This is a genomic window from Blastococcus saxobsidens DD2, assembly GCF_000284015.1.
Lineage (GTDB): Bacteria > Actinomycetota > Actinomycetes > Mycobacteriales > Geodermatophilaceae > Blastococcus > Blastococcus saxobsidens_A.
Map to the genome: position 1 here is coordinate 3,897,239 of NC_016943.1, position 23,712 is coordinate 3,920,950.

General features: G+C 73.8%; 22 protein-coding genes and 2 tRNA genes. 9 read left to right on the top strand and 15 right to left on the bottom strand.

Going from position 1 to position 23,712, the window contains the following annotated elements:
* Positions 1–26 precede the first annotated feature (26 nt).
* Positions 27–103, bottom strand: a tRNA-Met gene (locus tag BLASA_RS18440).
* 60 nt (positions 104–163) lie between these two features.
* Complete coding sequence (locus BLASA_RS18445; RefSeq protein WP_014377735.1) at positions 164–1,744, bottom strand: BCCT family transporter; 1,581 nt, start codon at positions 1,742–1,744, stop codon at positions 164–166.
* A gap of 195 nt (positions 1,745–1,939) precedes the next feature.
* Between BLASA_RS18445 and BLASA_RS18450 the strand changes: the two genes are divergently transcribed.
* Both BLASA_RS18450 and BLASA_RS18455 read left to right on the top strand, forming a co-directional pair.
* Positions 1,940–3,295, top strand: a complete 1,356-nt coding sequence (locus tag BLASA_RS18450) for a threonine/serine ThrE exporter family protein (RefSeq protein WP_014377736.1) — start codon at positions 1,940–1,942, stop codon at positions 3,293–3,295.
* A gap of 85 nt (positions 3,296–3,380) precedes the next feature.
* Entirely contained in the window at positions 3,381–3,920 is a 540-nt protein-coding gene (locus tag BLASA_RS18455; protein WP_014377737.1) for a hypothetical protein, read from the top strand.
* Positions 3,921–3,979: 59 nt separating this feature from the next.
* On the opposite strand, the gene BLASA_RS18460 is transcribed toward BLASA_RS18455, so the two are convergent.
* The 3 genes from BLASA_RS18460 to BLASA_RS18470 all read right to left on the bottom strand — a co-directional run bounded on the left by BLASA_RS18460 (position 3,980) and on the right by BLASA_RS18470 (position 8,267).
* A tRNA-Met gene (locus tag BLASA_RS18460) sits at positions 3,980–4,056 on the bottom strand.
* A 66-nt stretch (positions 4,057–4,122) separates the two neighbouring features.
* Positions 4,123–7,074 (bottom strand): UPF0182 family protein, encoded by a 2,952-nt coding sequence (locus tag BLASA_RS18465; RefSeq protein WP_231839659.1) that lies wholly within the window; start codon positions 7,072–7,074, stop codon positions 4,123–4,125.
* A 170-nt stretch (positions 7,075–7,244) separates the two neighbouring features.
* Positions 7,245–8,267 carry a PDZ domain-containing protein gene (locus BLASA_RS18470; RefSeq protein ID WP_014377739.1) on the bottom strand — a complete coding sequence of 341 codons (1,023 nt, stop codon included), beginning with the start codon at positions 8,265–8,267 and terminating at the stop codon, positions 7,245–7,247.
* 109 nt (positions 8,268–8,376) lie between these two features.
* On the opposite strand from BLASA_RS18470, the gene BLASA_RS18475 reads away from it, so the two are divergent.
* Positions 8,377–9,771 (top strand): zinc-dependent metalloprotease, encoded by a 1,395-nt coding sequence (locus tag BLASA_RS18475; RefSeq protein WP_014377740.1) that lies wholly within the window; start codon positions 8,377–8,379, stop codon positions 9,769–9,771.
* Here the strand turns inward: BLASA_RS18475 and BLASA_RS18480 are convergent.
* Positions 9,768–10,358 (bottom strand): M48 family metallopeptidase, encoded by a 591-nt coding sequence (locus BLASA_RS18480; protein ID WP_014377741.1) that lies wholly within the window; start codon positions 10,356–10,358, stop codon positions 9,768–9,770. The genes BLASA_RS18475 and BLASA_RS18480 overlap by 4 nt on opposite strands.
* A 420-nt stretch (positions 10,359–10,778) precedes the next feature.
* Here BLASA_RS18480 and BLASA_RS25200 point away from each other — a divergent pair, with 420 nt between their 5' ends.
* The 3 genes from BLASA_RS25200 (at position 10,779) to BLASA_RS18490 (ending at position 13,563) form a co-directional block, all read left to right on the top strand.
* Positions 10,779–10,931: a DUF5679 domain-containing protein gene (locus BLASA_RS25200; RefSeq protein ID WP_012950213.1), complete on the top strand. Its 153-nt coding sequence runs from the start codon at positions 10,779–10,781 to the stop codon at positions 10,929–10,931.
* Between the two features lie 127 nt (positions 10,932–11,058).
* Positions 11,059–12,174, top strand: coding sequence for a ThiF family adenylyltransferase (locus BLASA_RS18485; RefSeq protein ID WP_014377742.1), 1,116 nt, complete (start codon positions 11,059–11,061; stop codon positions 12,172–12,174).
* Positions 12,175–12,240: 66 nt separating this feature from the next.
* A complete protein-coding gene (locus tag BLASA_RS18490) occupies positions 12,241–13,563 on the top strand; it encodes an ABC1 kinase family protein (protein WP_014377743.1) in 1,323 nt (440 codons plus the stop codon).
* A 107-nt stretch (positions 13,564–13,670) separates the two neighbouring features.
* Here the strand turns inward: BLASA_RS18490 and BLASA_RS25205 are convergent, their stop codons facing one another.
* The 6 genes from BLASA_RS25205 to BLASA_RS18515 all read right to left on the bottom strand — a co-directional run bounded on the left by BLASA_RS25205 (position 13,671) and on the right by BLASA_RS18515 (position 18,199).
* Entirely contained in the window at positions 13,671–13,835 is a 165-nt protein-coding gene (locus BLASA_RS25205) for a hypothetical protein (RefSeq protein ID WP_014377744.1), read from the bottom strand.
* A gap of 95 nt (positions 13,836–13,930) precedes the next feature.
* Positions 13,931–14,299: a WhiB family transcriptional regulator gene (locus tag BLASA_RS18495; protein WP_014377745.1), complete on the bottom strand. Its 369-nt coding sequence runs from the start codon at positions 14,297–14,299 to the stop codon at positions 13,931–13,933.
* Between the two features lie 144 nt (positions 14,300–14,443).
* Positions 14,444–14,770 (bottom strand): hypothetical protein, encoded by a 327-nt coding sequence (locus BLASA_RS18500; protein ID WP_014377746.1) that lies wholly within the window; start codon positions 14,768–14,770, stop codon positions 14,444–14,446.
* 82 nt (positions 14,771–14,852) lie between these two features.
* Positions 14,853–15,653 (bottom strand): IS630 family transposase, encoded by an 801-nt coding sequence (locus BLASA_RS25210; RefSeq protein WP_197536355.1) that lies wholly within the window; start codon positions 15,651–15,653, stop codon positions 14,853–14,855.
* Positions 15,542–16,018, bottom strand: coding sequence for a helix-turn-helix domain-containing protein (locus BLASA_RS25640; protein WP_231839494.1), 477 nt, complete (start codon positions 16,016–16,018; stop codon positions 15,542–15,544). Before BLASA_RS25640 ends, BLASA_RS25210 begins: the two co-directional genes overlap by 112 nt.
* A gap of 186 nt (positions 16,019–16,204) precedes the next feature.
* Positions 16,205–18,199 carry an ATP-dependent helicase gene (locus BLASA_RS18515; protein ID WP_014377749.1) on the bottom strand — a complete coding sequence of 665 codons (1,995 nt, stop codon included), beginning with the start codon at positions 18,197–18,199 and terminating at the stop codon, positions 16,205–16,207.
* Between the two features lie 184 nt (positions 18,200–18,383).
* On the opposite strand from BLASA_RS18515, the gene BLASA_RS18520 reads away from it, so the two are divergent.
* The 3 genes from BLASA_RS18520 to BLASA_RS18530 all read left to right on the top strand — a co-directional run bounded on the left by BLASA_RS18520 (position 18,384) and on the right by BLASA_RS18530 (position 19,941).
* Entirely contained in the window at positions 18,384–18,650 is a 267-nt protein-coding gene (locus BLASA_RS18520; RefSeq protein WP_014377750.1) for a mycoredoxin, read from the top strand.
* Positions 18,647–19,291 carry an ANTAR domain-containing protein gene (locus tag BLASA_RS18525; protein ID WP_014377751.1) on the top strand — a complete coding sequence of 215 codons (645 nt, stop codon included), beginning with the start codon at positions 18,647–18,649 and terminating at the stop codon, positions 19,289–19,291. Before BLASA_RS18520 ends, BLASA_RS18525 begins: the two co-directional genes overlap by 4 nt.
* 95 nt (positions 19,292–19,386) lie before the next feature.
* A complete protein-coding gene (locus BLASA_RS18530; protein WP_014377752.1) occupies positions 19,387–19,941 on the top strand; it encodes a uridine kinase in 555 nt (184 codons plus the stop codon).
* Between the two features lie 3 nt (positions 19,942–19,944).
* On the opposite strand, the gene nudC is transcribed toward BLASA_RS18530, so the two are convergent.
* Genes nudC through BLASA_RS18545 form a run of 3 tightly spaced genes read right to left on the bottom strand, consistent with a single transcriptional unit; the run spans position 19,945 to position 23,550 of the window.
* Positions 19,945–20,841: an NAD(+) diphosphatase gene (gene nudC / locus BLASA_RS18535; RefSeq protein WP_014377753.1), complete on the bottom strand. Its 897-nt coding sequence runs from the start codon at positions 20,839–20,841 to the stop codon at positions 19,945–19,947.
* On the bottom strand, positions 20,838–22,202 hold the full coding sequence (locus BLASA_RS18540; RefSeq protein WP_014377754.1) for a M16 family metallopeptidase: 1,365 nt from the start codon (positions 22,200–22,202) through the stop codon (positions 20,838–20,840). The genes nudC and BLASA_RS18540 overlap by 4 nt, the downstream gene beginning before the upstream one ends.
* A gap of 37 nt (positions 22,203–22,239) precedes the next feature.
* Positions 22,240–23,550, bottom strand: a complete 1,311-nt coding sequence (locus tag BLASA_RS18545; protein ID WP_014377755.1) for a M16 family metallopeptidase — start codon at positions 23,548–23,550, stop codon at positions 22,240–22,242.
* Positions 23,551–23,712 lie beyond the last annotated feature (162 nt).

The following is a 23,712-nucleotide window of genomic DNA, read 5'->3' on the forward strand; positions in this document are numbered from 1 at the left end:
TCACCGTGGTGACCGGGTCTTCGTCGTGGTAGCGGGGACAGGATTCGAACCTGTGACCTCTGGGTTATGAGCCCAGCGAGCTACCGAGCTGCTCCACCCCGCGGCGATAGGACCACTGTACCCCACCGTCCACGGCTGCCGCAGGCCACCCCGTCACCCTCGCTCAGGTCCGTTCCGGAACCGCCCCGGCGGTCGTCGCCCCGTTCCCGGAGGCGACCGGCACGCCGGGCATCCCCGCCGCCACCGGCGGAGCGGCTGCCTCGGTCCTCGGCAGCCGCGGCTCGTCGCGCAACCCCTTGATCAGCGACGCCAGCACCAGCAGCAGCACGACCGCGAACGGGAAGGCCGCGACGATCGACGCGGTCTGCACCCCGCCGAGGCCGCCGCTGACCAGCAGCACGGCCGCCGAAGCGGAGATGACCAGACCCCAGATCACCGTGACCGACCGTGCCGGGTCCGCCCCGCCCCGGGTGCTCAGCGACCCGAGCACGAAGGTGGCGGAGTCGGCGCTGGTCACGAAGAAGGTGACGATCAGGATCATCGCGCCGATACCGGCGATCAGGCCGCCGGGCAGCGTGTCGAGCAGGGCGAACAGCTGCGACTCGGTCGGCTGGGAGGCCAGGTCGGCCCCGTCCTGCTGGGCGAGGATGCCGGCGCCTCCGAAGACGGAGAACCACAGGCCGCTCACCAGCGTGGGCACGCCGAGGACGCCGATCACGAACTCGCGGATCGTGCGGCCGCGGGAGATGCGCGCGATGAAGGTCGCGACGAACGGCGACCAGGAGATCCACCACGCCCAGTAGAAGATGGTCCAGCCGTTGATCCAGTCCGATCGCTCCGCGTCGAACGGCCCGGTCTGCAGGCTCATCGCGGGCAGCTCGGCGAGGTAGCTGCCCAGCGTCGTGGTGAAGGCACCGACCAGCCGGCCGGTCGACGCGGTGAACAGCACGAAGGCGAACAGCCCCACGGCCAGGACCATGTTGGCGGTGGAGAGCCACTTGATGCCCCGGTTCAGGCCCGAGAGTGCCGAGACCAGGAACAGCACCGTGACGACGGCGATGATGAGCAGCTGGGTGCCGGAGCCGATGGTGAACCCGTCGTCGAGCGAGGCCAGCCCGCCGTTGACCTGCGCGGCGCCGAGGCCCAGGGAGGTGGCGACGCCGAACACGGTGGCCACCACGGCGATGGTGTCGACCACGGTGCCCAGGGGGCCGTCGACCCGGTCCCCGAGGATCGGCCGCAGTGCGCCGCTGATGGTGGCCTTCCAACCACGCCGGAACCGGGCGTAGGCCAGCGCCAGCGCGAGGACCGCGTAGATGCCCCACGGGTGCAGGCCCCAGTGGAAGAACGAGTAGCGCAGCGCGTCCCGTGCCGCCGCGGTCGTCTCGGGGTCGGCCGTGGCCGGGGTCATGAAGTGCGCCACCGGCTCGGCGACACCCCAGAACACCAGGCCGATGCCCATGCCCGCGCTGAAGAGCATCGCGAACCACGCGGTGGTGCTGTACTCGGGCTCGTCGCCGTCCCGGCCCAGCCGGACCTTGCCCCACCGCGACGCCGCCACGACGATCACCGCGATCAGGACGATCGTCGCCGTCAGCAGGTAGAACCAGCCGAACCGGTCGACGACGAACGCCCGCGTCGCTCCGGCGGCGGAGTCCAGCGATGCCGGCGCGATCGCGCCCCACACCACGAAGGGCAGGACGACGGCCAGCGAGGCCCAGAAGACAGCTGATGTTCTTCGCACGGGAGAGCGACTCCTCCAGTTGGGGCCGGCCAGGTGTGGCCGGCAGCACGGGGACGACCGGGGCTTGGTCGCGCTCGACCTTCCAGAGTGCTCGATACGGCCGAGCCGCGCACCTTCACGGAGGGTGAGTAGTCCCACGATCGGCGTGCCACCCCCCACGAGCGCCGCGCCCGGCCGGTCGTGGATCGTGGGCGGGTGCCGTCGTCTCCCTCCGCTTCGCAGGACGCCTACCGGGCCCTGGAGCTCGCCCTCCGGGCCGGCGAGCTGCTGCTGTCGGCCGGTGCGAGCGCCGCGGAGGTCACGGCCACCTGCTCCGCTGTGGCCCGGGCCGGCGGGCTGCGGCGGGTGGAGAGCGACATCACGTTCACCTCGATCACCGTGTCGGGGCAGCCGTCCGACGATACCGCGCCGATCAGCGGCCTGCGCCTGGTGCAGCTGCGGGAGCTGGACTACTCCCGCGCGACCGCCGTCCACGACGTCGTCACGGAGCTGACCGAGGACCGGATCACCCCCCGGGAGGCCGAGCGCCGGCTGCTGATGGTCGCGGCGGCGCGGCACCCCTACCGGCGTCCGGTCGTGACCGCGGCCCGCGCCCTGCTCGCCACCGCCGTGGCGCTGCTGCTGGGCGCGGGAGCCGTCGTGACCGCCGCCGCCTTCGGCGCCACCGTGCTGGTCGGTCTGGCCATCGACGCCCTCGGCCGCCGCGGGATACCGACGTTCTTCCAGAACGCCGCCGGCGGGCTGATCGCCACGTCGGTGGCGCTGGTGCTCGTCGCCGCCGATCTCGGGGTGCGCCCGTCGCTCGTCGTCGCCGGCGGCATCGTGCTGCTGCTACCGGGAGTGACGCTGGTCGGCGCGGTGCACGATGCCATCACCGGCTTCTACGTCACCGCGAGCGCGCGGGCGTTCGAGACCTTCCTCCTGACCGCGGGGATCATCAGCGGTGTCGCGATCGCCCTGTCGATCGGCGTGCGCCTCGGGGTCCCGGCGCAGATCTGGGACCCGCAGGTGAGCGGGATCGGGGACGTGCCGCTGCAGTTGTTCGCCGCCGCCCTGGCCTCGGCGTCGTTCGCCGTCTCCAACCACGCGCCGCGACGCACGCTGCTGCCCACCGCGGCCGCGGGTGCGCTGGGCTGGGGCGTCTTCCTCGGCCTGGACCGGCTCGACCTCTCCCCCACCCTGGCGTCGGCGAGCGCCGCGGTGGTCATCGGCCTCGGCAGCTACGTGCTGGCCCGCAGGCAGCAGGTGCCCGTCGTGGTGTACGTGGCCGCGGGGATCATCCCGCTGCTGCCCGGCCTGACGATCTACCTCGGCCTGCGCCGGCTGACCGAGGGCGACACCCTGGGCGGGATCACGCTGCTCGGCACCGCGGTGACGGTCGGGCTGGCCCTGGCCGCGGGCGCGCTGCTCGGCGAGTACGTGGGCCAGGCGTTGCGCCGGACCGCCCTGCCCGCGGAACGGCACCTCACCGGGCTGCTGCAGGCCCGCGCCCGCCGCCGGGGCGCGGTCGGCACCACGTTCGTGCACGGGCGGCGGCACGGGCCCGTGTGAACGGTGTGACGCGGTGCCACACCGCGTCCGGGCACGACGCGCGCCTTCCCCGGCCCGTGTCCGCGGCCGACCTACAGTCCGACCCGTGGCGGGAGACATGGCGGCGGGCAGGTTCGTCGGGAACCCGCAGCCGGTGGAGATCCACCACCGGGGCATCTGGTACTCCGGCGAACTGCTCGGCTGGCGGCACACACCCGACGGCCGGGTGGCCGCCCGGGTCCGCTGCACCGTCGACGGGCTGCGGCACTCGACGTGGAAGGACCTCGCCGAGCTCCGGCTCCCCGACCCGGCGCACCCGCCCCGTCGCGAGCCGTTCCCCGCTCCACCGGCGCGGCCCCTCCCGGCCGCCGCCGAGCACGAGGACGACCGCACCCGGCCGCATTCGCTCCTGGCTGCGCTGACCACCCGGCCGCGCCCGCCCGCGCACGCGGTCGCGCCGCCGGCCGTGCCCGCCGCTCCGGACCCCGTGGCCACCGCCCTGCGGCCCGCCGCGCACCGGCATCGGCCGTCGGCACCGGCGCGCCCTCGGCCCACGCCGTACCGCCGCACGTCGCCCCAGGCCGACGAGTGGTCTCGCGACTGGCCGGACACCCGCTCTCGGGACGAACGGCTCAGCTCGGTGTGACCGACCACGAGATCGCGGAACGACGAAGGCCCGGCCCCCTGGGGGCCGGGCCTTCGTGGTGGTAGCGGGGACAGGATTCGAACCTGTGACCTCTGGGTTATGAGCCCAGCGAGCTACCGAGCTGCTCCACCCCGCGTCGCTATGACCACCGTACCAGGTCCGTGGGGTCGGTGGGCGCCCGCCCACCGACCCCACCCCGGGATCACTCGCCGGCTGCCGCCCGCTGGGCCGCCTGGTAGGCGTCGACCGCGGTCTGGAGGTCCTCCAGGGCCTGGCCCTGGCCGGCGAAGTCACCGCCGCGCTGCGCGGTGGCCAGCGCCGCCAGGGCGGCGTTGATGTCGACCACCGCCTCGGCCAGATCCGGGTTGACCTGCGTGTCGCCGGGTGGGATCTCGTCGATGTCCGGCGCCGGGTCCGGATTCGTCCCCGGATCGGGCACGATCTCCGGCGTGGCGTCCTCGTCGACCGTGTCGGCGATGTCGTCACTGTCGGTGGCCGACTCCCCCGCCCCCGCGCCGAATACCTGGTCGAGAGCCCCGGCGAGGGTGTCGGCGTAGCCGATCCGGTCCCCGAAGTTGACCAGGACCTTCTGCAGCAGCGGGAAGCCACCCTCGCCGGCGCCGCGGACGTACAGCGGTTCGACGTAGAGCAGTCCGGCATCCCCGATGGGCAGGGTCAGCAGGTTGCCGAAGACCGCGTCGGAGTTCTCACTGTTGAACAGGGTCAGGTCGGGCCGGACCTGGTTGTTCGTCAGAAACGCGTTCTGCACCTGCTCCGGGCCGCGGAACGGGGTGTTGCCCGGAAGCCGCAGCACCTGGATGTCCCCGTAGGTCTCCGGCGCACTCGACGCCGAGATGAACGCCGAGAGGTTGTCCCGCTGGAAGGCGTTCAGCGCGCTGGTCAGCTGGAAGGTGGCCTCGTCGTCGCCCGGCCGCTGGGCCAGGATGTAGTAGGGCGGCTGGTCCTGATTGGTGTCCTGCGTCGGGTCGTCGGGAATCTGCCAGCGGTCGCTCTGCTCGTAGAAGTCGGCCGGGTCGTCCACGTGGTACCGGGTCAGGATGTCCCGCTGCACCTTGAACAGGTCCTGCGGGTACCGCACGTGGCTGATGAGCTCCTCGCTCATCTCGGTGCGCGGCTGGATGGTCCCCGGGAACGCCTTCATGAAGGTCTGCAGCACCGGGTCCTCGGGCTGCCAGGCGTACAGCGTGACGGTGCCGTCGTAGGCGTCCACCGTGGCCTTCACGGAGTTGCGGATGTAGTTGAACGTCTCGTTCGGCAGCGCCGTCGTCGCCGTGGTCAGTGCGTCGGCCGCCGCCTCACCCAGCTCCATCTGCTCGGCGTAGGGGTAGGAATCCGAGGTCGTGTAGCCGTCGAGGATCCACTTGATCTCGCCGTCGATGACCGCCGGGTACGCGTCGCCGTCCACCTCGAGGAACGGCGCCGCCTTCTCGACCCGGTCCCGCGGATTGCGGACGTGGAGCACCTTGGACTCGTCGTTGACCGCACCGGACAGCAGGAAGTTGCGCTCCCGGTAGTAGATGGCGAACGTCAGCTGGCGGAAGAAGCTGCCGATCGAGATGCCACCCTCGCCGTCGTAGGTGTTGTTGATCTCCTCCTGCTCGGATCCACCCTCGGGCTGGTCGAACTCGCGCGGCGGTGCCCCCGCCGGCGCACCGACGACGGAGTAGTCGTCGATCAGCTCGCCGTAGTAGATGCGCGGCTGGTCGATGTCGATGGTGCCGACCGGCGGCAGGTCGCGGGTCGTGAAGTTCGGCTCACCACCCTCCTGCCCCGCGACGACCTCGTTGGCGGGGGCGGCGACGAAGCCGTTCCCGTGGGTGTAGACCGTGTGCCGGTTGATCCAGGTGTCCTGGTTCTCGCTCAGGCCGGCGCTGTCGAGCTCGCGTGCGGCCACCACGTAGTCACGCAGCTCCCCGTCGATCTCGTAGCGGTCGATGTCCAGCTTCTCCGGGAACCCGTAGACGTTGCGGATCTGCTGGCGCGCCGTGAACGTCTCGGAGAGCACGTTCGGGTCCAGCAGCCGCGCGTTCGGGATCGTCTCCGTGTCGTTGCGCAACTCCGCCAGCACCGCCGGGGCGTCCGCGTCCCCGGCGGTGTCCTGCGCGTAGTCGACGTAGTCGATGTCGTCGAGGCCGTACGCCTGGAGGGTCGACTCGATGGCGCGCTCGATGTAGAGCGCCTCCTTCTCGTTGGCGCTGGGCTTCACCACGAACTGCTGCACGATCGCCGGGTAGGCGACGCCGATGACCAGGCTGGAGACCAGCAGCAGGACCAGGGCCGCGGCGGGCAGCAGGAAGTTGCGGACGACGATGTTGGCGAAGAACGCCACGGCGCAGACCGCCGCCACGAAGACCAGGATCGTCTTCGGCACCAGCAGTGCGTTGACGTCGGTGTAGCTCGCGCCGGTGAACACGTCACCGCGGTCGGAGTAGACCAGCCCGTAGCGGTCCAGCCAGTAGGCGACGGCCTTGAGCGCCACGAACAGCCCCAGCAGCACGGAGAGCTGCACGCGCGCGGCCGCGGTGAGCTTCTGCCCGGGGGTCTGCAGCCGCAGCCCGCCGAAGACGTAGTGGGTGAGCAGCGAGCCGATCAGCGCCAGGATGACGATGGCGAACCCGAACCCGAGCAGCAGCCGGTAGAAGGGGTAGTCGAAGACGAAGAACGACAGGTCGATGCCGAACTGCGGGTCGGTCCGGCCGAAGTCGGTGCTGTTCCGGAACGACAGCCACGTCTCCCAGTTGGCCTGCGCGGTGAAGCCCGCGAACAGGCCGAGCACGACCGCCACGCCGGTCAGCACGAGCGCGCGGCGCGGCTCCAGCGACTGCCGGTAACGCTCGAGGTTCTGCTGCTCGAGCGACATCGGGCGGAAAGTGGGACGGAACCGGTAGGCCAGGTACATGGCCAGCGCCGTCAGCCCACCGGTCGCCACCGCGGCGACGGCGAACAGCAGCGCACGCGTCTGGAGCTCGGTCCAGAAGACCTCGGTGAACCCGGTCTCCTCGAACCAGAGGAAGTCGACGTAGACGCTGGTGAGCGTCCCGACGACGGTGAACAGCACCAGCAGCACGGCGATGGCGCCGATGACCAGCTTCGCGCGCCGCGACAGGGTCGGTACCGGCACGGGGGGCCGCATGGCCACGAGCGGGCTCCTTCAGTTGCAGGCGTGGCCGCAGGGGCCACGGGACGACCGGCCGCGGGGGCCGGGTGGTACGGGGTTCGCGGTTCCGGGGCGAGCCCCGGTCTTCAGGACAACGCACCGGACGGCGCGGGGTTCCCGGCCGGACGGTTGCGCCGGTCAGGGCGTCAGCAGCTCTCCGGGGTCCGGCCGGCCCGCAGGTCGGCGAGTGCCGCGAGGGCGTCGTCGAGGGTCGCGACCTTGGCCATCGGGACGCCGGCGTCGGGGCCGGCGACCGCCTCGGCGCAGTTGTCCGCCGGCACCAGGAACAGCTCGGCCCCGATGTCGCGGGCGGCGAGCATCTTCAGCGGGACGCCGCCGATCGGCCCCACGTTCCCCTCGAGGTCGATGGTGCCGGTGCCGGCCACCACCGCTCCGCCGGTCAGGTCCTCCTCCCCCACGAGGTCGAGGATCCCGAGCGTCAGCATGAGACCGGCCGAGGGCCCGCCCACGTCGGCCACCTGGATGTCCACGTCGAACGGTGCCGCCGGCTGGTCGAGCACGGAGATGCCCAGCAGCGAGCCCGCCCGGCCCTCGGCGGCCTTGGTGGTCACCGTGGTCGTGCCCGGCTCACCCAGCCGCGTGTAGCCCACGGTCACCGTGCTGCCCGGCGGGATGTCGGCGAGCACGTCGGCCAGCACGTCCGAGTCGGGCACCGGGCGCCCGTCGATCGACTCGAGCGCGTCACCCTCCTCCAGCCGGTCCTCTGCCGGGGACTCCTCGGCCACGCCCCGGACGACGACCTTCTCCGGGTAGCCCAGCTCGCCGAGCGCGACGCTCTCGGCGGCCTGCTCGGAGGTGAGGAACGCCTGCCGGTTCACCTGCCGGGTCTCCTCCTCGCTCCGGTCCGGCGGGTACACCGTCTCCTCCGGGACGACGCTCACCTCGTCGTCGAACCAGCCACGGACCGCCTGGACCAGGCTCAGCCCACCCCGGCTGACGCCGACCGTGGTGAGGGTGAGGTCTCCGGCCACGTCGTCGCGCTCCCTGCCCTGCACCTCGATGATCGGCTCGCCGTCGATCTCCCCGAGCGTGTTGAAGGTGGGGCCGGGCACCTGCGCCACGTACGGCACCGGCACGCTCGTGCCGAGCACGCCGAACAGCAGCAGCAGCACGGCGCCCACGCTGAGGACGGCGATCCGACGGGTCACGAGGGGCGAGCCTATGTCGCCCACCTGGGCATCACCTGACAGCCGCCCTGTCCGCTACCGGCGCAGCGCCGCACCCCCCGACCGAAGATCACCCGTCTACCGTGGATGCATGAGTGACGTGCCGTTCGGCTTCGGCCCTCCCGACCGTGACCCCGAGCGCCGGGAACCCGGCCGCGGAGACCAGGGCGGCGGTGACCCGTTCGGCCTGGGAGCCCTCTTCGGGGGCATGGCGGGAGGCGGCTCGCCGGAGGACGTGCTCGGCAAGATGCCGCTGTTCGCCGAGCTGCAGAAGCTGATGAACTGGTCCGGCGGCCCGGTGAACTGGGACCTCGCCCGCCAGGGCGCGATCAGCCAACTGGCGGCCGGGCACCAGCCCTCGTCGGAGGCGGAGCGGACGGGTGCGGCCGAGTCGCTGCGGCTGGCCGACCTCTGGCTGGACCAGGTCACCGAGCTGCCGTCGGGCATCGAGCGCACCGCCGCCTGGTCACGGGTGGAGTGGGTCGAGCAGACCCAGCCGGCCTGGACCGCGCTGATCGATCCGCTCGCCGAGCGGGTGGTGGCGGCGATGACCAGCGCACTCCCCCAGGAGGCGGCCATGTCGTTCGGTCCGATCGCCGGGATCATGGGTCGGATGGGCGGCGTGATGTTCGGCGCCCAGGTCGGGCAGGCGCTGGGCAAGCTCGCCGAGGAGGTGCTCACCAGCACCGACGTCGGGCTGCCCCTGGCACCGGCCGGCACCGGGGTGCTGGTGCCGCAGAACCTGGCCGCGTTCGCCGAGGGGCTCGACCGCCCCGCCGACGAGGTCAGGCTCTTCGTGGCGCTGCGGGAGGCCGCCTCGCAGCGGCTGTTCGCGCACGTCCCGTGGCTGCGCCAGCAGCTGCAGGACGCGGTGCACGCCTACGCCCGCGGCATCACCATCGACCGCGAGGCGATCGAACGCGGGATCAACGAGGCGATGTCGGGCGGCCTGGGCGGCGGCCTGGACCCCAGCGACCCGGAGAGCATCCAGCGGCTGCTGGGCAGCGGTGTGCTGGAGCCGGAGGAGACGCCCGAGCAGCAGATGGCGCTGCGCCGGCTGGAGACGCTGCTGGCCCTGGTGGAGGGCTGGGTGGACACCGTCGTCGCGGCGGCCGCCGCCGACCGGCTCCCCGGCCACGCCGCGCTGGCCGAGACCATGCGCCGCCGGCGGGCCTCGGGCGGTCCGGCGGAGCAGACCTTCGCCACGCTCGTCGGGCTGCAGCTGCGCCCCCGCCGGCTGCGCGACGCCGCGACCGTCTGGGGCGCGATGGGGCAGCAGCACGGCAGCGCCGACCGGGACCGGCTGTGGTCGCACCCCGACCTCCTGCCGACCTCGGAGGACCTGGACGAGCCGCTGGACTTCGTCGCCCGCCAGGGTTTCGACGACGAACTGGCCGCGCTGAACGCCGACGACGCGGACCGCCCGGCGCAGGAGGAGCCGCCGGCTGACGACGAGACCGGTGAGGAGCCCGGTCAGCGCCCCTAGTCGACGATGTCGGGGGCGCCGTCCTGGCCGGCCGCGCCGGCCATGGCGGCGAGCTCGACGCCCTCGAGGAAGCCGCGCGCCCGTTCCGCCCGCGGGTAACGGGCGACCAGCACCCAGAAGCGGTCGTCGTGGCCGGGCTCGAGCAGGTGCACGAGCTCGTGCACCAGCACGTAGTCGACGACGTACTCCGGCATCGAGCGCAGCCGGCTCGACAGCCGGATGGTGCGGTCGGCCGGCGTGCACGATCCCCAGCGCCGGTGCTGGTTGTCCACCCAGCGCACGCTCGCCGGCTCCGCGAGCCCGTCGAGGTGGGCGGCCGAGAGCGCCCGGGCGCGGGCGAGGAGTTCCGCGTCGCCGCCGAGCGACCGTTTCCTGCGCTCCTCGCGGACCCGCAGCTTCGCCACCATCTGGGCGACCCAGCGCTGCTCCTCGGCCGGGCTGAACGCCGCCGGGATGAGGACCACGGTGCGGCCCATCTCGCGGTATGCGGTCACCGTGCGCCGCCGGCGCGTGCTGCGTCGGACCTCCACGAGGTCGTCGTCCGCCGGCTCAGGCAGGGCGGCGGCGTCGCGAGTGGTTCCGGGCACGGAGGAACCGTAGGGCACCGTTCGGCCGTGGCGCCTGCGCAGGGACACCCTCTCGGGTGCAGGTCGCACGGACGGTGGACATGGCCGCCGCTCCAGCCGGTGACGAGGCGACCGCCGGCGTGCCGTCCACACCCGGATGGGGACATCCGCGCAGGTCGCAGCCGCGCCGGCCACCACGGCAGGTGCCCCCTCCCGGCGCCGTCCCCCGGTTCCGCACAGCGACACGCCTGCCCGTCCCCATCGCGTCCACAGGGCTGTCCACAGCTGTGGGTGACGCACCGCCATCACGGCTGCCGGCTGTGCGGCCCCCGTGCGCCCGGGGCGGCCGCCGGAGGCATCGCGGGCGCCCGCGCCGGGTAGCGTGCTCGCGCAACGGCGCCCGGCGTGCGAGCCGGGACGCCCCAGAGACGAGGAGATCCCGTGGCGGAGAGCTACAACGGCTACTGCGTGAAGTGCAAGGAGAAGCGCGACTTCGACGGCGAGGTCAAGGTGAGCGAGTCCGGTCGCCGCATGGCACAGGGCACCTGCCCGGTGTGCGGCACCAAGATGAACCGGATCCTCGGCAAGGCCTGAGAGACACCGCACCTCCCGGCCGGGAGGTCGCGACGGCGGCGTTCCTCACCCGGGACGCCGCCGTTCGTCGTCCTCCCCCCTGTGGACGACGGCCGCGGGCCCACCGCCGGGCTGCCACCCTGCCGGGGTGAGCGACAGCGTCCATCCCCTCCTCCCGGCGGCGACCCCGCTGCTCCTCGGCGACGCCGGCAGCCTGCAGGTCGGTGGGGTCGACTCCACCGACGGCCTCCTCCTGGCGCCCGCCGCCGGCCTGGCGCCCCTGCTGCGCGGCCTGGACGGGCGCCGGTCGCAGCGGGTGGTCCGGGCCGACGCCGCCCGCGACGGCTTGGAGCCCGCCCTGGTCGACGCGGTCCTCCAGGCGTGCCGGCAGACCGGCCTGCTCACCGACCTCGACGTCGCCGACCTGCTCGCGATCGGCACCGGACCGGCCGCGGTCGCGCGGGCGGCGGTGGAGCTGCCGGCGGCGACCGGCGCGCCCGGCAGCCGGCCTGCTGCCTGGCGGACGCGGCGGCTGGCCACCGTGGTGGTCGAGGGGGCGACACGGGTGGGCACGCCGCTGGCCGCCGTCCTCGCCGCCAGCGGGGTCGGCCGGGTGATCGTGCGCGACGCGGGGGTCGTGACCGCGGCCGACACCGTGGTGGGCGGGCTGACCGCAGCCGACGAGGGGCGGCCGCGCAGCGTGGCAGCGGCCGACGCGATCCGCCGCGCCAGCCCGCTCACCGACCTCGGCCCCCTGCCGGCCGGACTGACGCCCGACCTGACGGTGCTCACCGGGGCCTGGGCCGCCTCGGATCCCCTGGTCGGCGGAGCCGACGGGGCACACCTGGTGGCCACCGTCCGGGGCGAGACGGGCGTCGTCGGGCCGCTGGTGGTCCCCGGCACCAGCAGCTGCCTGCACTGCGGTGACCTGCACCGCCGCGACGCGGATGCGCGATGGCCACGGCTGGCTGCGCAGCTGACCGCGACCGAGGCACCCGCCAGCGGCGCCACGCTGACCTGCCTGCTCACCGCGCTGCTGGCCGCCGGCCAGGCCCTGGCGTACCTGGACGGCGGCGGTGCGCCGCTCACCCTCGACGCCACGGTGGAGGTACGCCCACCGGAACTGCTGCCCCGCCTGCGCCGATGGCCGCCCCATCCGGCCTGCCACTGCGGCGCGACGGCCGGCGGGGCAGGGAGCCCGGGCGAGGGCGAGACACCTCCTCCCGGCGCGCCCCCGGTCGCACAGGCCACAATGGACCGCTGAGCGAGCTCACGGGCTCACCGGACACGACACGGCGCCGCTACCACCGGGCGCCGGCGAGGAGGACGCGTGAGCGACGAGCGACCGGTGATGCCGCGGGGGTCGGTCGCGCGGACGGCCCGGCTGGCCTCGCTGCCCCTGGGAGCGGCGGGACGGGCCACCATGGGGCTGGGCAGGCGGTTGTCGGGGCAGTCGGCCGACGCGGTGAACGCCGAACTGCAGCAGCGCACCGCCGAGCAGTTGTTCGCCGTCCTCGGCCAGCTCAAGGGCGGCGCCATGAAACTCGGGCAGACGCTGTCGGTCTTCGAGGCGGCGGTGCCCGAGGAGATGGCGGCGCCGTACCGGGAGGCCCTCACCAAGCTGCAGGAGGAGGCGCCGCCGATGCCGGTGCGGACCGTGCACGCGGTCCTGGCCCAGCAGCTCGGCGGCACCTGGCGGCAGCGGTTCCGCGAGTTCGACGACGCGCCGGCGGCCGCGGCCAGCATCGGGCAGGTGCACCGCGCCACCTGGCGGGACGGTCGCGACGTCGCCGTCAAGATCCAGTACCCGGGCGCGGCCACCGCGCTGATGAGCGACCTCAACCAGCTGGCCCGGTTCGCCCGGCTGTTCACCGCGGTGTTCCCCGGGCTCGACGTCAAGCCGCTCATCGCGGAGCTGAAGGCGCGGGTGGTCGAGGAACTCGACTACACCCTGGAGGCCGACGCGCAGCGGGGCTTCGCCGTCGCCTACGCCGGCGACGAGCAGATCGCCGTGCCCCGGGTGGTGGCCAGCGCGCCCAAGGTGATCGTCTCCGAGTGGATCGAGGGCAATCCGCTCTCCCGCGTCATCGCCGACGGCAGCCGGGCCGACCGCGACCGCGCCGGCCGCCTGCTGGCGGTGCTGCACTTCTCCGCCCCCCAGCGGGCGGGCCTGCTGCACGCCGACCCGCACCCCGGGAACTTCCGGCTGCTGCCCGACGGCCGGCTCGGGGTCATCGACTTCGGGGCCACCGCGCGGCTGCCCGACGGGCATCCCGAGCCCATCGGCCGCCTGCTGCGCTGGGCACTGGCGGGCCGGGCGACGGAGGTCCTGGCCGACCTGCGCACCGAGGGCTTCGTGCGCCCCGGGATCGAGGTCGACCCCGAGGGGGTCCTGGACTACCTCCGGCCGTTGCTGGCGCCGATCGCCGGCCACCACTTCCACTTCACCCGCGCCTGGATGCAGGAGCAGGCGATGCGGATCGCCGATCCCCGCACCGAGGCCAACCGGCTGGGCCGGCAGCTGAACCTGCCGCCGGCGTACCTGCTGATCCACCGGGTGTCGATGGGGTCCATCGGCGTGCTGTGCCAGCTCGACGCCGCGGCCGACTGGCGGGCGGTGCTGGCGGAGTGGCTCCCCGGCTTCCGGGAGTGAGCGGCCGGGGATGATCGGCCCGTCCCCCCGGACCGGCGGCCTGGCGCCGGTCCGGGGGACGGGCCGGCCACGGACGTATCCGTGGCCGGTCGGAGCATGCCGGCCGGTCAGAAGACGGCGGCGCTGGCGCGGGCGGCCCGGCGGACCGCTCGTTCGGCGCGACGGGCGGACCGGCGCGCCAGGTAGAGCCGCCGGGCGCGTGATGCGGCCATCGCCTCGGCCTGCAGCTCGCGCATGCGGTTGGTCGCCAGCTGGTGTTCGAGCATGTGCATGGTGGGTTCCTCCGGGTGGCGGCCCGGCGGGGCCGCCGGGTGCGCTGGATGTCGGTTGTCGGGTGTCGGTCCACCGGTCGTCGACGGGCGTGGGCTCACGCGGCGACGACCTTGCGGGGACGGCCGCGGGGCCGCTTCCGCGCGATGACCGCACCGCGCTCGAAGATCTCGCCGCCCCAGACGCCCCAGGGCTCGGCGCGGTCGAGCGCGCCGGCCAGGCAGGAGTCCCGGGCCGGGCAGTCGCCGCAGAAGCTCTTGGCGAGCTCCAGCTGGGCCGGGCTCTCGGAGAACCACAGCTCGGGGTCCTGGACCCGGCACGGCAGGGGGCGCCGGACCGGTGCGGGTGACAGCGGGGGGTGTGGTCGCCGCCGGTGGGGTGGGTGAGGGCTGCTCGGCGTGGCGCCGCCGGTCCAGGGGAGCCCGGGCCGGCGGTGGGACGTCGGGCGGTCGATCGTCTGCTGCACGGCCGCTCCTCCTCGTACTGGTCGGGTACGGCCGGCGGGAGGTCCGCCGACCGAGGTCGGGGGCCGGGCGCCGCGGAGGAAAAGAGAAGAGGCCGCGGATCCCGGGGTTCGGGTTCCGCGGCCTCGAGGAGGACCGGTGAGCGGCTAGCTCAGCGGTCTCCCCGGAGATCGGATCCCGAGGGTGGTGCCGTCGTTCTGGGGCAGGTAGGTGGACACGGGGAAGTGCTCGGCGGTGCGGAGCGACTTCGGGCGCCGGTCGAAGGCGGAGGCGATGCGGGGCGTGCCCGTGTCAGCGGTTCCGCCGGCGACCCCGGTGGCCGGCTGGACGCCGGTGCAGGCCGCGATGGGCAGACCGGTGCCCTCGTGCCGGGCGGCGCGGCCGGCCATGGTCGGGCCACCCGCGCGCACATCGACGCCGTCCCGGCCCAGGAGGTCGGTGGAGGCAGCAGTGGTCCAGGTGATGCTGGTCATCGGGATGCCCCTCCTTCCTCTGCCCGCGCACCGGCCGGGCGGCCGGGCGTGCACGGTGGTGCAGCGCGTGTGGAACGGGACACTAGTAGGCTGTCGCTTCTAATTGTTCGGGGTACAGGTGTCGTAGTTTCACCCGGGCGTCGGCGGTGGTGAAGTGCCAGTTCACTTGGCGTTGGTCGGCGTTGGTGGCCTGCTGCCAGGCGGCGAGTTCGGTATTGAGCACGCCGAGGTCGTCGATGCGCCGGTCCAGGCATTGACCGGTCAGCGCGGACAGTTCGATCTCGGCGATGTTCAACCAGGAGCCGTGCTTGGGGGTGTAGTGGATCTCCAGGCGTTGCGCCAGGCCGAACGCCTTCTCGGGTGGGAACGCCTCGTACAGCGACCCGATGGTGTGGGTGTTGAGGTTGTCCATCACCAGCACCACCTTCTCCGCGTCGGGATAGTCGCAGGTGAGCAGCCGGTCGACCTGGTGGGCCCAGTCGAGCTTGGTGCGCCGTGGATGGGCATCGACGTGGCGCCAGCCACGCAGCGGCTCGACCCAGACGAAGATCGAGCAGGTGCCGTGGCGGACGTACTCGCTGTCTTCCTTGCGGTCGTGGCCCGGCGTGGCCGGGATCGGCTCGCGGGCGTGGCCGAGCAGTTGGTAGGGCTTCTCGTCCATGCACACCACCGGACGCGCCGAGTCGTGGGGGCGGGCATAGACGGCCAACACGTCTTCCATTCGGGCGCTGAACTCGCCGTTGGCGTGTGGCGGGATGGTCCAGCACTTCTTCAGATGAGGACGCAGTTTCGTTTTTTTAAGACCCGGCCGATGGTCGAGTGATCCAGATCGGGGATGTCGTCGACCAACGCGACGTGTTTCTCCAGCAGGCGCAACGACCAGCGGTCATACCCTTCCGGTGGCGCCGAGCAGGCCATCTTGACCAGCCGGGCCTCTACCTCCCCGGTCACGATCGGGGCGACCGGCGGCGAGGCGCGCTTCTTGCGGGTGATCGTCGCCTCGACGTCACCGCCGGTTTCGACGAACCGCTTCGCGACCGCGGCGACCGTCGTGGTCGACACCCCGACCCGCGCACCGATCACCGCCCGTTCAGCGATCGGGCCGGCGTTCTCGTCCATCTCCAACAGCACCCGGGCACGCGTGATCATCCTCGCCGGATGCTCGCCCGTGGTCACGATCTTGAGCAACGCCGCACGGTCGGTCGAAGACAAGCAAGCCGTGAAGACCTTCGATTTGGGCATGGCCATCGTCCTGTCAGCAGGGGGAAGCTGCTGACACGAGATTGTCCCACCTGCCGGATTTAGCGGCGACGCGCTACTAGGACGGCCCCGGATCCGAGGTCAATCGAATTGACGACGCTTCCTCCGGCGGGGCGTTCCGCCGGTTCCGGAACCGCCTGCCGTCGCCCTCGGCGACGGCGTCGGCACGTCCGATCAGCTGCTGACGGCGGCCAGCACGTCCTCGCCGTAGAGCTCGAGCTTCCGGGCGCCGATGCCGGGCAGCCCCGACAGCTCCCGGAGGCTGGCCGGGCGGCTCTCGGCGATGGCCTGCAGGGTCGCGTCGGTGAAGACGACGTAGGCCGGGACCGACGCCGACTGGGCGGCCTGGCTCCGCCAGGCCCGGAGCCGTTCGAACAGCTCGCCGGCCTCCCCCTCGAGGACGACCTTCTGCTTCTTCGCCGGCCGGCGGGCCGGCGGGGCGGTGGGACCCGAGCCCGGCGCCAGCCCGTCGAGGAACCGGCTGCGCGGCCGGGAACGGCGGCCCCCGGGATTGCGGGCCAGGGACCACGACAGGGTGAGCTGCTCGCGGGCCCGGGTGACGGCCACGTACAGCAGCCGGCGTTCCTCCTCCACCGCCTCCGGACGGCTCAGCGACTGCGCGATGGGAAGCACGCCGTCGACCAGGCCGACGACGAAGACGACGTCCCACTCCAGGCCCTTGGCCGCGTGCATCGAGGCGAGCGTGACGCCCTGGACGGTGGGCGCGTGCTGGGCGTCGGCCCGCTCGGCCAGGTGGGTGACGAAGCCGGCCAGGTCGAGCGACGGGTTCTCGGCCACGAGGTCGACGGCGAGGTCGACGAGTGCGGCCAGCGACTGCCAGCGGTCGCGCGCCGCTCCTCCGGGCGGCGGCCGGTGCTCGACCCAACCGGTCGAGGCGAGCACGTCGCGGACGGCGGGCACGAGCATGCCGGGCTCGTTGCCGCCGGCCGCCGCGCCGCGCAGCAGCAGGACGGCCTCGCGGACCTCGGGGCGCTCGAAGAACCGCTCGCCGCCCTTGAGGACGTAGGGCACCCCGACGTCGGTCAGCGCCGACTCGTACACCTGCGACTGCGCGTTGATGCGGAAGAGGACCGCTATCTCGGCGGCGGGGGTGCCGTCGTCGATCAGCGCCTTGCACCGCGCCGCGACCGCCGCGGCCTCGGCCGGCTCGTCGGGGTGCTCCACGAACGTCGGCTCCGGGCCTCCCGCCCGCTGGCCGAGCAGGCGCAGCCCCGGGAGCCCCTTGCGCTTGGGCGCCTGACCGATCAGCCGGTTCGCCAGGCCGACCACCTGTGGCGTGGAGCGGTAGTCGCGTTCCAGCTTGACCACGGCGGCGTCGGTATAGCGGTCGGCGAACCCGAGCAGGTAGTCGGGGTCGGCCCCGGTGAACGAGTAGATCGTCTGGTTCGGGTCACCCACGACGCAGACCTCGGCCCGGCCGCCGAGCCAGGCATCGAGCAGCCGCTGCTGCAACGGGTTGACGTCCTGGTACTCGTCGACGACGAAGTACCGGTACTGCGCGCGCACCTGCCGCGCGACGTCGGGGTGCCCCTCGAGCGCGTAGGCGGTGACCAGCAGCAGGTCCTCGAAGTCCAGTGCCCCGTCGCGCTGCTTGGCCGACTCGTAGCTCTCGTACACCGCCGCGACCGCGGCCGGCTCGAAGGGCGCCTCCCGCCCGGCCGCCTTGGCCCGGGCCGGGTAGTCCTCGGGCGTGGCCAGCGTCGTCTTCGCCCACTCGATCTCGCCGGCGAGGTCCCGCAGGCTGGTGCGGTCGGTGGTGAGCCGGTTGCGGGCCGCCGCGGAGGCGACCACGCGCAGCTTGTTCTCGATCAGCCCGGGCATCGGCCCACCGAGCACGCGCGGCGCGAAGTACCGCAGCTGGCGCATGGCCGCGGCGTGGAAGGTGCGCGCCTGCACCCCGCCGACGTCGAGAGCGGCCAGCCGGGCACGCAGCTCTCCTGCGGCACGCGCCGTGAACGTCACCGCGAGCACCTGCTCGGGCACGTAGGCCCCGGTGTGCACGCCGTAGGCGATGCGGTGCGTGATCGTGCGGGTCTTGCCGGTGCCGGCACCGGCGAGGATGCAGACCGGGCCCGACACCGCCTGCGCCGCCGCGCGCTGCTCGTCGTCGAGGCCGGCCAGGACGGCCTCCGCGTCCGCATGCACCATCTCGGCCGTGCCTCCCCGTCCCTCGCCCTGTCCACCGGACCTGCCCGGCCCGGGACGATCCTCCCAGCCGGCGCGGACCGCCGGCGGGAAGCATCCCCAGGGACGACACGTTGGGATGCACGCACCCACGCCACCCCGCCCCGGGGCTGGACCCGTCAGGCACGAACAGGGAGACTCCCCCGCGATGACCACGACCCCCGGCGCTGCCGTCACGATGTACACCACCACGTGGTGCGGTTACTGCGTGCGGCTGAAGAAGCTCATGCAGCGCGAGGGCATCGATTTCGCGGAGGTCGACATCGAGGCCGACCCGCAGGCAGCTGACATCGTCGTGGCGGCCAACGGGGGCAACCGCACCGTGCCCACGCTGGTGTTCGCCGACGGCAGCGCGCTGACCAACCCGAGCATCGACGCGGTCAGGTCCCAGCTCGCCCGGCTCCCGGAGGCGTGAGGCACGTGGTCCCCGGTCCCCGGCCGCCCGAGGAGTCCGACGAGTGGGCGTTCCCGCACGCCGCTCGTCGTCCCCGGGGCTCCGGGTGCCCCCTCACCGACGGGCCGCCGGTCGCCGTCACCCGCACCGGGCGGGGCTGGGTCGTCGTCCCGCGGTCGGGCGGCGTCTTCCCGGGTGAGCGCGTCGACGGTCTCGTCGAGGGCATGACGCTGGCCGACCTGGTGGCCGAGGAACTGGGCGCGCTGCCCGAGCCCGACCGCACCGCCCGGCGCGCGGCACGTGGCCCGGTGACCGCCCCCACCGAGGGCGACCCGGTCGAGGCGCGGATCGCCGCACTGCAACGCACCGTCGCGCAACTCGAGCACGCCCTCGCCGCCCGGGTGTCCACCGAGCGGGCGATCGGCGTGCTCGCCGAGCGGCACGGCTCAAGCCCGCGGGCGGCGTTCGAGACGCTGCGCCGGGAGGCACGCACCCAGGGCCGGCCCGTCGTCGAGCTCGCCCGCGAGGTGCTCGACGGTCTGGCCTCCGACGCCGCCGCGCCGGGGTCCGCCGAGGACTCGGCGCCCCTCGTCGGGACGTCCGCGGCACCCATGGTGCGGGTGGCCACCGGCGCCGTCGCCGCCGCGGACGGCCGGTCCTGACCCGTCCGGAGCCGCTGTCGCCCGAGGCCCTCGCCGCCCGTCTCGCCGTCCTGCTGGCGGAGACCCCCGCCGAAGCGGGAGCGGTCGCGCTGCGCGTGGCCGTCGACGGTCCGGAGTTCGCCGACCCGGAGGTGCTCGCCGCGGCGATCGCCGATCGACTTCCCGCACTGGGGCGGGCTGCCGTCGTGGTTCCCGCCACCGGGTTCTACCGGCCGGCGTCGTTGCGGCTCGAGCACGGCCGCACCGACCCCGACGCCCGGTACACCGACTGGCTCGACGTGGGCGCCCTCGACCGGGAGGTGCTCGCGCCGACCGGGCCCGGTGGTTCCGGGGAGTACCTGCCGGTGCTGTGGGACCTCACCCGTGACCGGGCCGCCCGTGTCCCGCGGGTGCCGCTGCCGGCCGGGGCCGTGCTGCTGATGCCCGGGGCACTGCTGCAAGGCGTCGGCCTGGCGTTCGACGTCGTGGTGCACCTGCGGCTGTCACCGGCCGCGCGCCGCCGGCGCGCCCCGGTCGAGCAGGCCTGGGCCCTGCCTGCCTACGACCGCTACGACGCCGAGGTCGACCCGATGGCACTGGCCGACGCCGTCGTCCTGGCCGACCACCCGGACCGGCCGGCGCTGGTCCTGGGCGGCCGCTTCCCCCCGTGAGCGTCAGTCCAGCTCGTCGTTCACCCAGCGGTCCAGGATGTGGCGGGCGATCGAGATCGACGGCGGCACCGCGAGCTGCCCGTCCGGTGTCCGCAACTCCTCCCGGGTGAACCAGCGCGCCTCCTCGATCTCGGTCGGATCGATCCGGATCTCCTGATCGCCGTCGACCCGGGCCACGAAGCCGAGCATCAGCGACTGCGGGAACGGCCACGGCTGGCTGGCCACGTAGCGCACGTCGGTGACCCGCAGGCCGACCTCCTCCTCGACCTCGCGGGCGACAGCGGCCTCGGCCGACTCCCCCGGCTCCACGAAACCGGCCAGGATGGAGAAGCGCCCGGGCGGCCAGACCACCTGCCGGCCGAGCACGACGCGGTCGGCCCCGTCGTGGACCAGCATGATCACCGCGGGGTCGACGCGCGGGAAGAACTCGACCCCGGTCGTCGGGTCGCGCTGCGTCCAGCCGGCCCGTTCCACGGTGGTCGGCGCCCCGGTGAGCGGGCTGAACCGGTGCCGCTCGTGCCATTCGAGGATGCCGACGGCCTGGGCGAGCAGACCGCCGTCCAGGTCGTCCAGGTTCGCACCCAGGTCGCGCAGGCCGGCCCACCGGTCCACGCGCCGGCCGTTGACGGTGAGCGCGCGCTCGCCGCGGACCGCGGCGTAGGGCACGCCGTCGGCCTCGCCGAGGAACACCGCACCGACCGGCAGCGACGGCCGTTCGTCCCACACCAGCCGCGGGCCGGACGGGTCCTCGTGCACCGGCGCGGTACGGGCGGCGTCGACCGTGAGCACCCGGACGGGTCGCCCCCCGCAGGGGTCGGGCAGCAGGCGGGCGAGATGCGCCCGGTCGTGCACGGTCCGCGACAGCAGCGGCCACCCGCCGGTGCCCGACCCGCCGGTCACGCCTGCTCGCCGCCCCCGGTGACGGTGACCGGTGCGAGGGTCCCGAGTGCGGTGGCGACCCGGCCGGCGTCGCCCACGACGACCGCGGTGAGCTGCTCCGGCGCCAGGTACCGCGCGGCCGCCGCCTGGACCTGCTCGGCCGTCACGGCGGTCAGGTCGCGCTGGTGGGTGCTCAGCCAGTCGGCCGGCAGCCCCACACCCAGCAGCGCCGACAGCGTGCTGGCCAATCCCGCGTGGGTGGAGGTGGACAGCGCCATGCTGCCGAGGACGTAGCGGCGGGCGGCGTCCAGCTCGGCCTCGGTCACCGGCGTGAGCGCCATGCGCCCCAGCTCGTAGAGCGTCTCCAGCAGGGCCGGGCCGGTGACCTCGGTGGCGACGTCGGCCTCGACGAGGAAGGACGAGCCGGCACGCTGGTGCTCGACGGCGCTGCGCGGGCTGTAGCTGTATCCCCGCCGCTCGCGGATGTTCTCCACCAGCCGGGAGGAGAAGTAGCCGCCGTAGACCATCGCCGCGAGCCGGGCCGCGGGCAGGTCCGGCTCAGTGCGGCCGGGGGCCGGGCCACCCAGCCTGAGGTTGGACTGCACCGCGCCGGGGCGGTCGACCAGCTGGATGTCCGCCGCCCGCTGCTCGTCCACCGGCGGCGTCTCCACCGCCTTGCCGGTCGCCGTCCAGCCGCCGAGGGCCGCGGCCACCGTGTCGGTCGCGGCATGCGGATCGAGGTCCCCGACGAGCACGAGGATGCTGCCGGCCGGCACCACCCGGTCCCGGTGCAGGCGCCGCAGCGCCGGCGCGCGGACCGCGGAGACGAGGTCGGCATCGGGCAGCTGGATCGCGTACGGGTGGGCGCCGTAGCGGCGGGCGGCCAGCGCCGAGCGGGCGATGGTGCCGGGCTGCGTGCGGGCGATGGCGATCCGCTCGGCGAGCCGGTCGCGTTCGCCGTCGACCTGGCCGGCCGGGTACGTGGCGCCGGTGAGCAGCTCGGCGAGCAGTCCGAGCACGGGCCCGAGGCCGTCGGGCAGCAGCGTCGTCCCGAAGACCAGCCGGTCGGCGTCCGTGCTCACCGACAGCTCTGCGCCGTGGCTCTGCAGCAGCTGCGCGATGCCGGTCTGGTCGTGCTGGTCCGTACCGAGCAGCACCGCGCCGGACAGGACCGCGCCGCGGGCCGCGTGCACCCCCGCGTTGCGCGCGCTGGGCGAGGCGAGCGGCACCCGCAGCCGCAGCTCGACCAGCGGCACACCCGGCCGGGGCACCACGACGACGCGCAGGCCGGTGGGCAGCGTGGTCTCCTCGACCACCGGGACCGGGTAGGGCCGGGGCTCGCCCAGCGGCGGGATCAGCGGGGATTCCTGGGTCGCGGTCATCGACGCACCTCCAGTGGGGAACCGGCGCCTCCGGCACTCATGGACGGCCTCCCGCCGGTCGCAGCTCGAGCACCGCGGCGGTACCCGGGTCGAGCCCGCGGGCGGCCGCCTGCACGGCCTCCGGCGTCACGGCGGCGAGCCGGGCGGCCAGCTCGCCGGCGAGCTCGGCACGGCCGTGGATCAGTTCGGCGGCGGCGAAGGCCAGGGTGCGGCCGAGCACCGAGTCGGCCTGCTGGAGCAGCTGGGCCTCGATGCGGGCCTGCACCCGGCGCAGCTCGGCCGGCTCGACGCCGTCCTCGGCGATGCGGCCGATCTCCTCGTGCACCGCGGCCATCACGCGGTCGGCCGGGACCGCAGCCGGGTGGTGCACCTGCGTGGTCAGCAAGGTGGCGTCCCGCACGTCGAACGGGTCGCCGAAGAGCCCGACGTAACTGCTCTGCGCGATGGCGATCCGGTCGTCGTGGATCAGCCGGCGCTCCAGGCGTGAGGCGTCGCCCTCGCTGAGCAGCTCGGCGAGCAGCACGGTGCCCAGGTAGGTGTCGAAGTCGCCGACCGGGTCGGGCACCCGCCAGCCGATGGCCAGTGCCGGCGCCGGCGCCAGCGCGTCCTCGACCACGGCCGTGCGCACCGTGGTGGGCGAGGGCTCACCGGTGGGCGGCAGCGGCGGGACGTCGCGGCCCCCGACGGGGCCGAACCAGCGGCGGACGAGCTTGTCGGTCTCGGCGACGTCGAGGTCACCGCCGATGCACAGCACGGCGTTGCCCGGCGCGTAGTACCGGGAGAAGAAGTCGGTGGCGTCGTCGACCGTGGAGGACTCCAGGTCGACGAAGGAGCCGTAGCCGTCGTGGGTGTTGGCGAAGGTGTCGAAGGCGACCTGCGGCAGCTGCAGCCAGGGGAAGGCGCCGTAGGGCCGGTTGAGCACGTTGACCCGGATCTCCTCCTTCACCACGTCGATCTGGTTGCGGAGGTTCTCCTCGGTGATCGCCGGCGCGGCCATCCGGTCGGCCTCGAGGAACAGCGCGCGCTCGAGCGCCTCGGCGGGCAGCGCCTCGAAGTAGTTCGTGTAGTCCTGGTGCGTCGAGCCGTTGAACGTGCCGCCCGCGGCCTGCACCAGCCGGGCATGCTCCATCTTGGCGACGTTGGCCGACCCCTGGAACATCAGGTGCTCGAAGAGATGCGCGAAGCCGGTGCGCCCCTCTGGTTCGTTGCGCATCCCGACGTCGTAGTAGACGCTCACCGCCACCACCGGCACGCTCCGGTCCGGGGCGAGGACCACCCGCAGGCCGTTGTCCAGCGTGAACCGTTCGATCGGGTGCCGCAGGGTCAGTTCGGTACCAGCTGCAGTCACGCTCCCGACACTAACCGCGCGGCGGTGACGCCCGCCGTGCGGTGCACCCGTCCGAGGTGGACGGGTCGCGGGGCCCGGAGGGCTCCCGACCGGGACACCGGCAGCGGCTCAGCGCGGCAGGGGGACGGCACCTGGTGGCGGTGTGGGTCGGTCGCGGGGCCC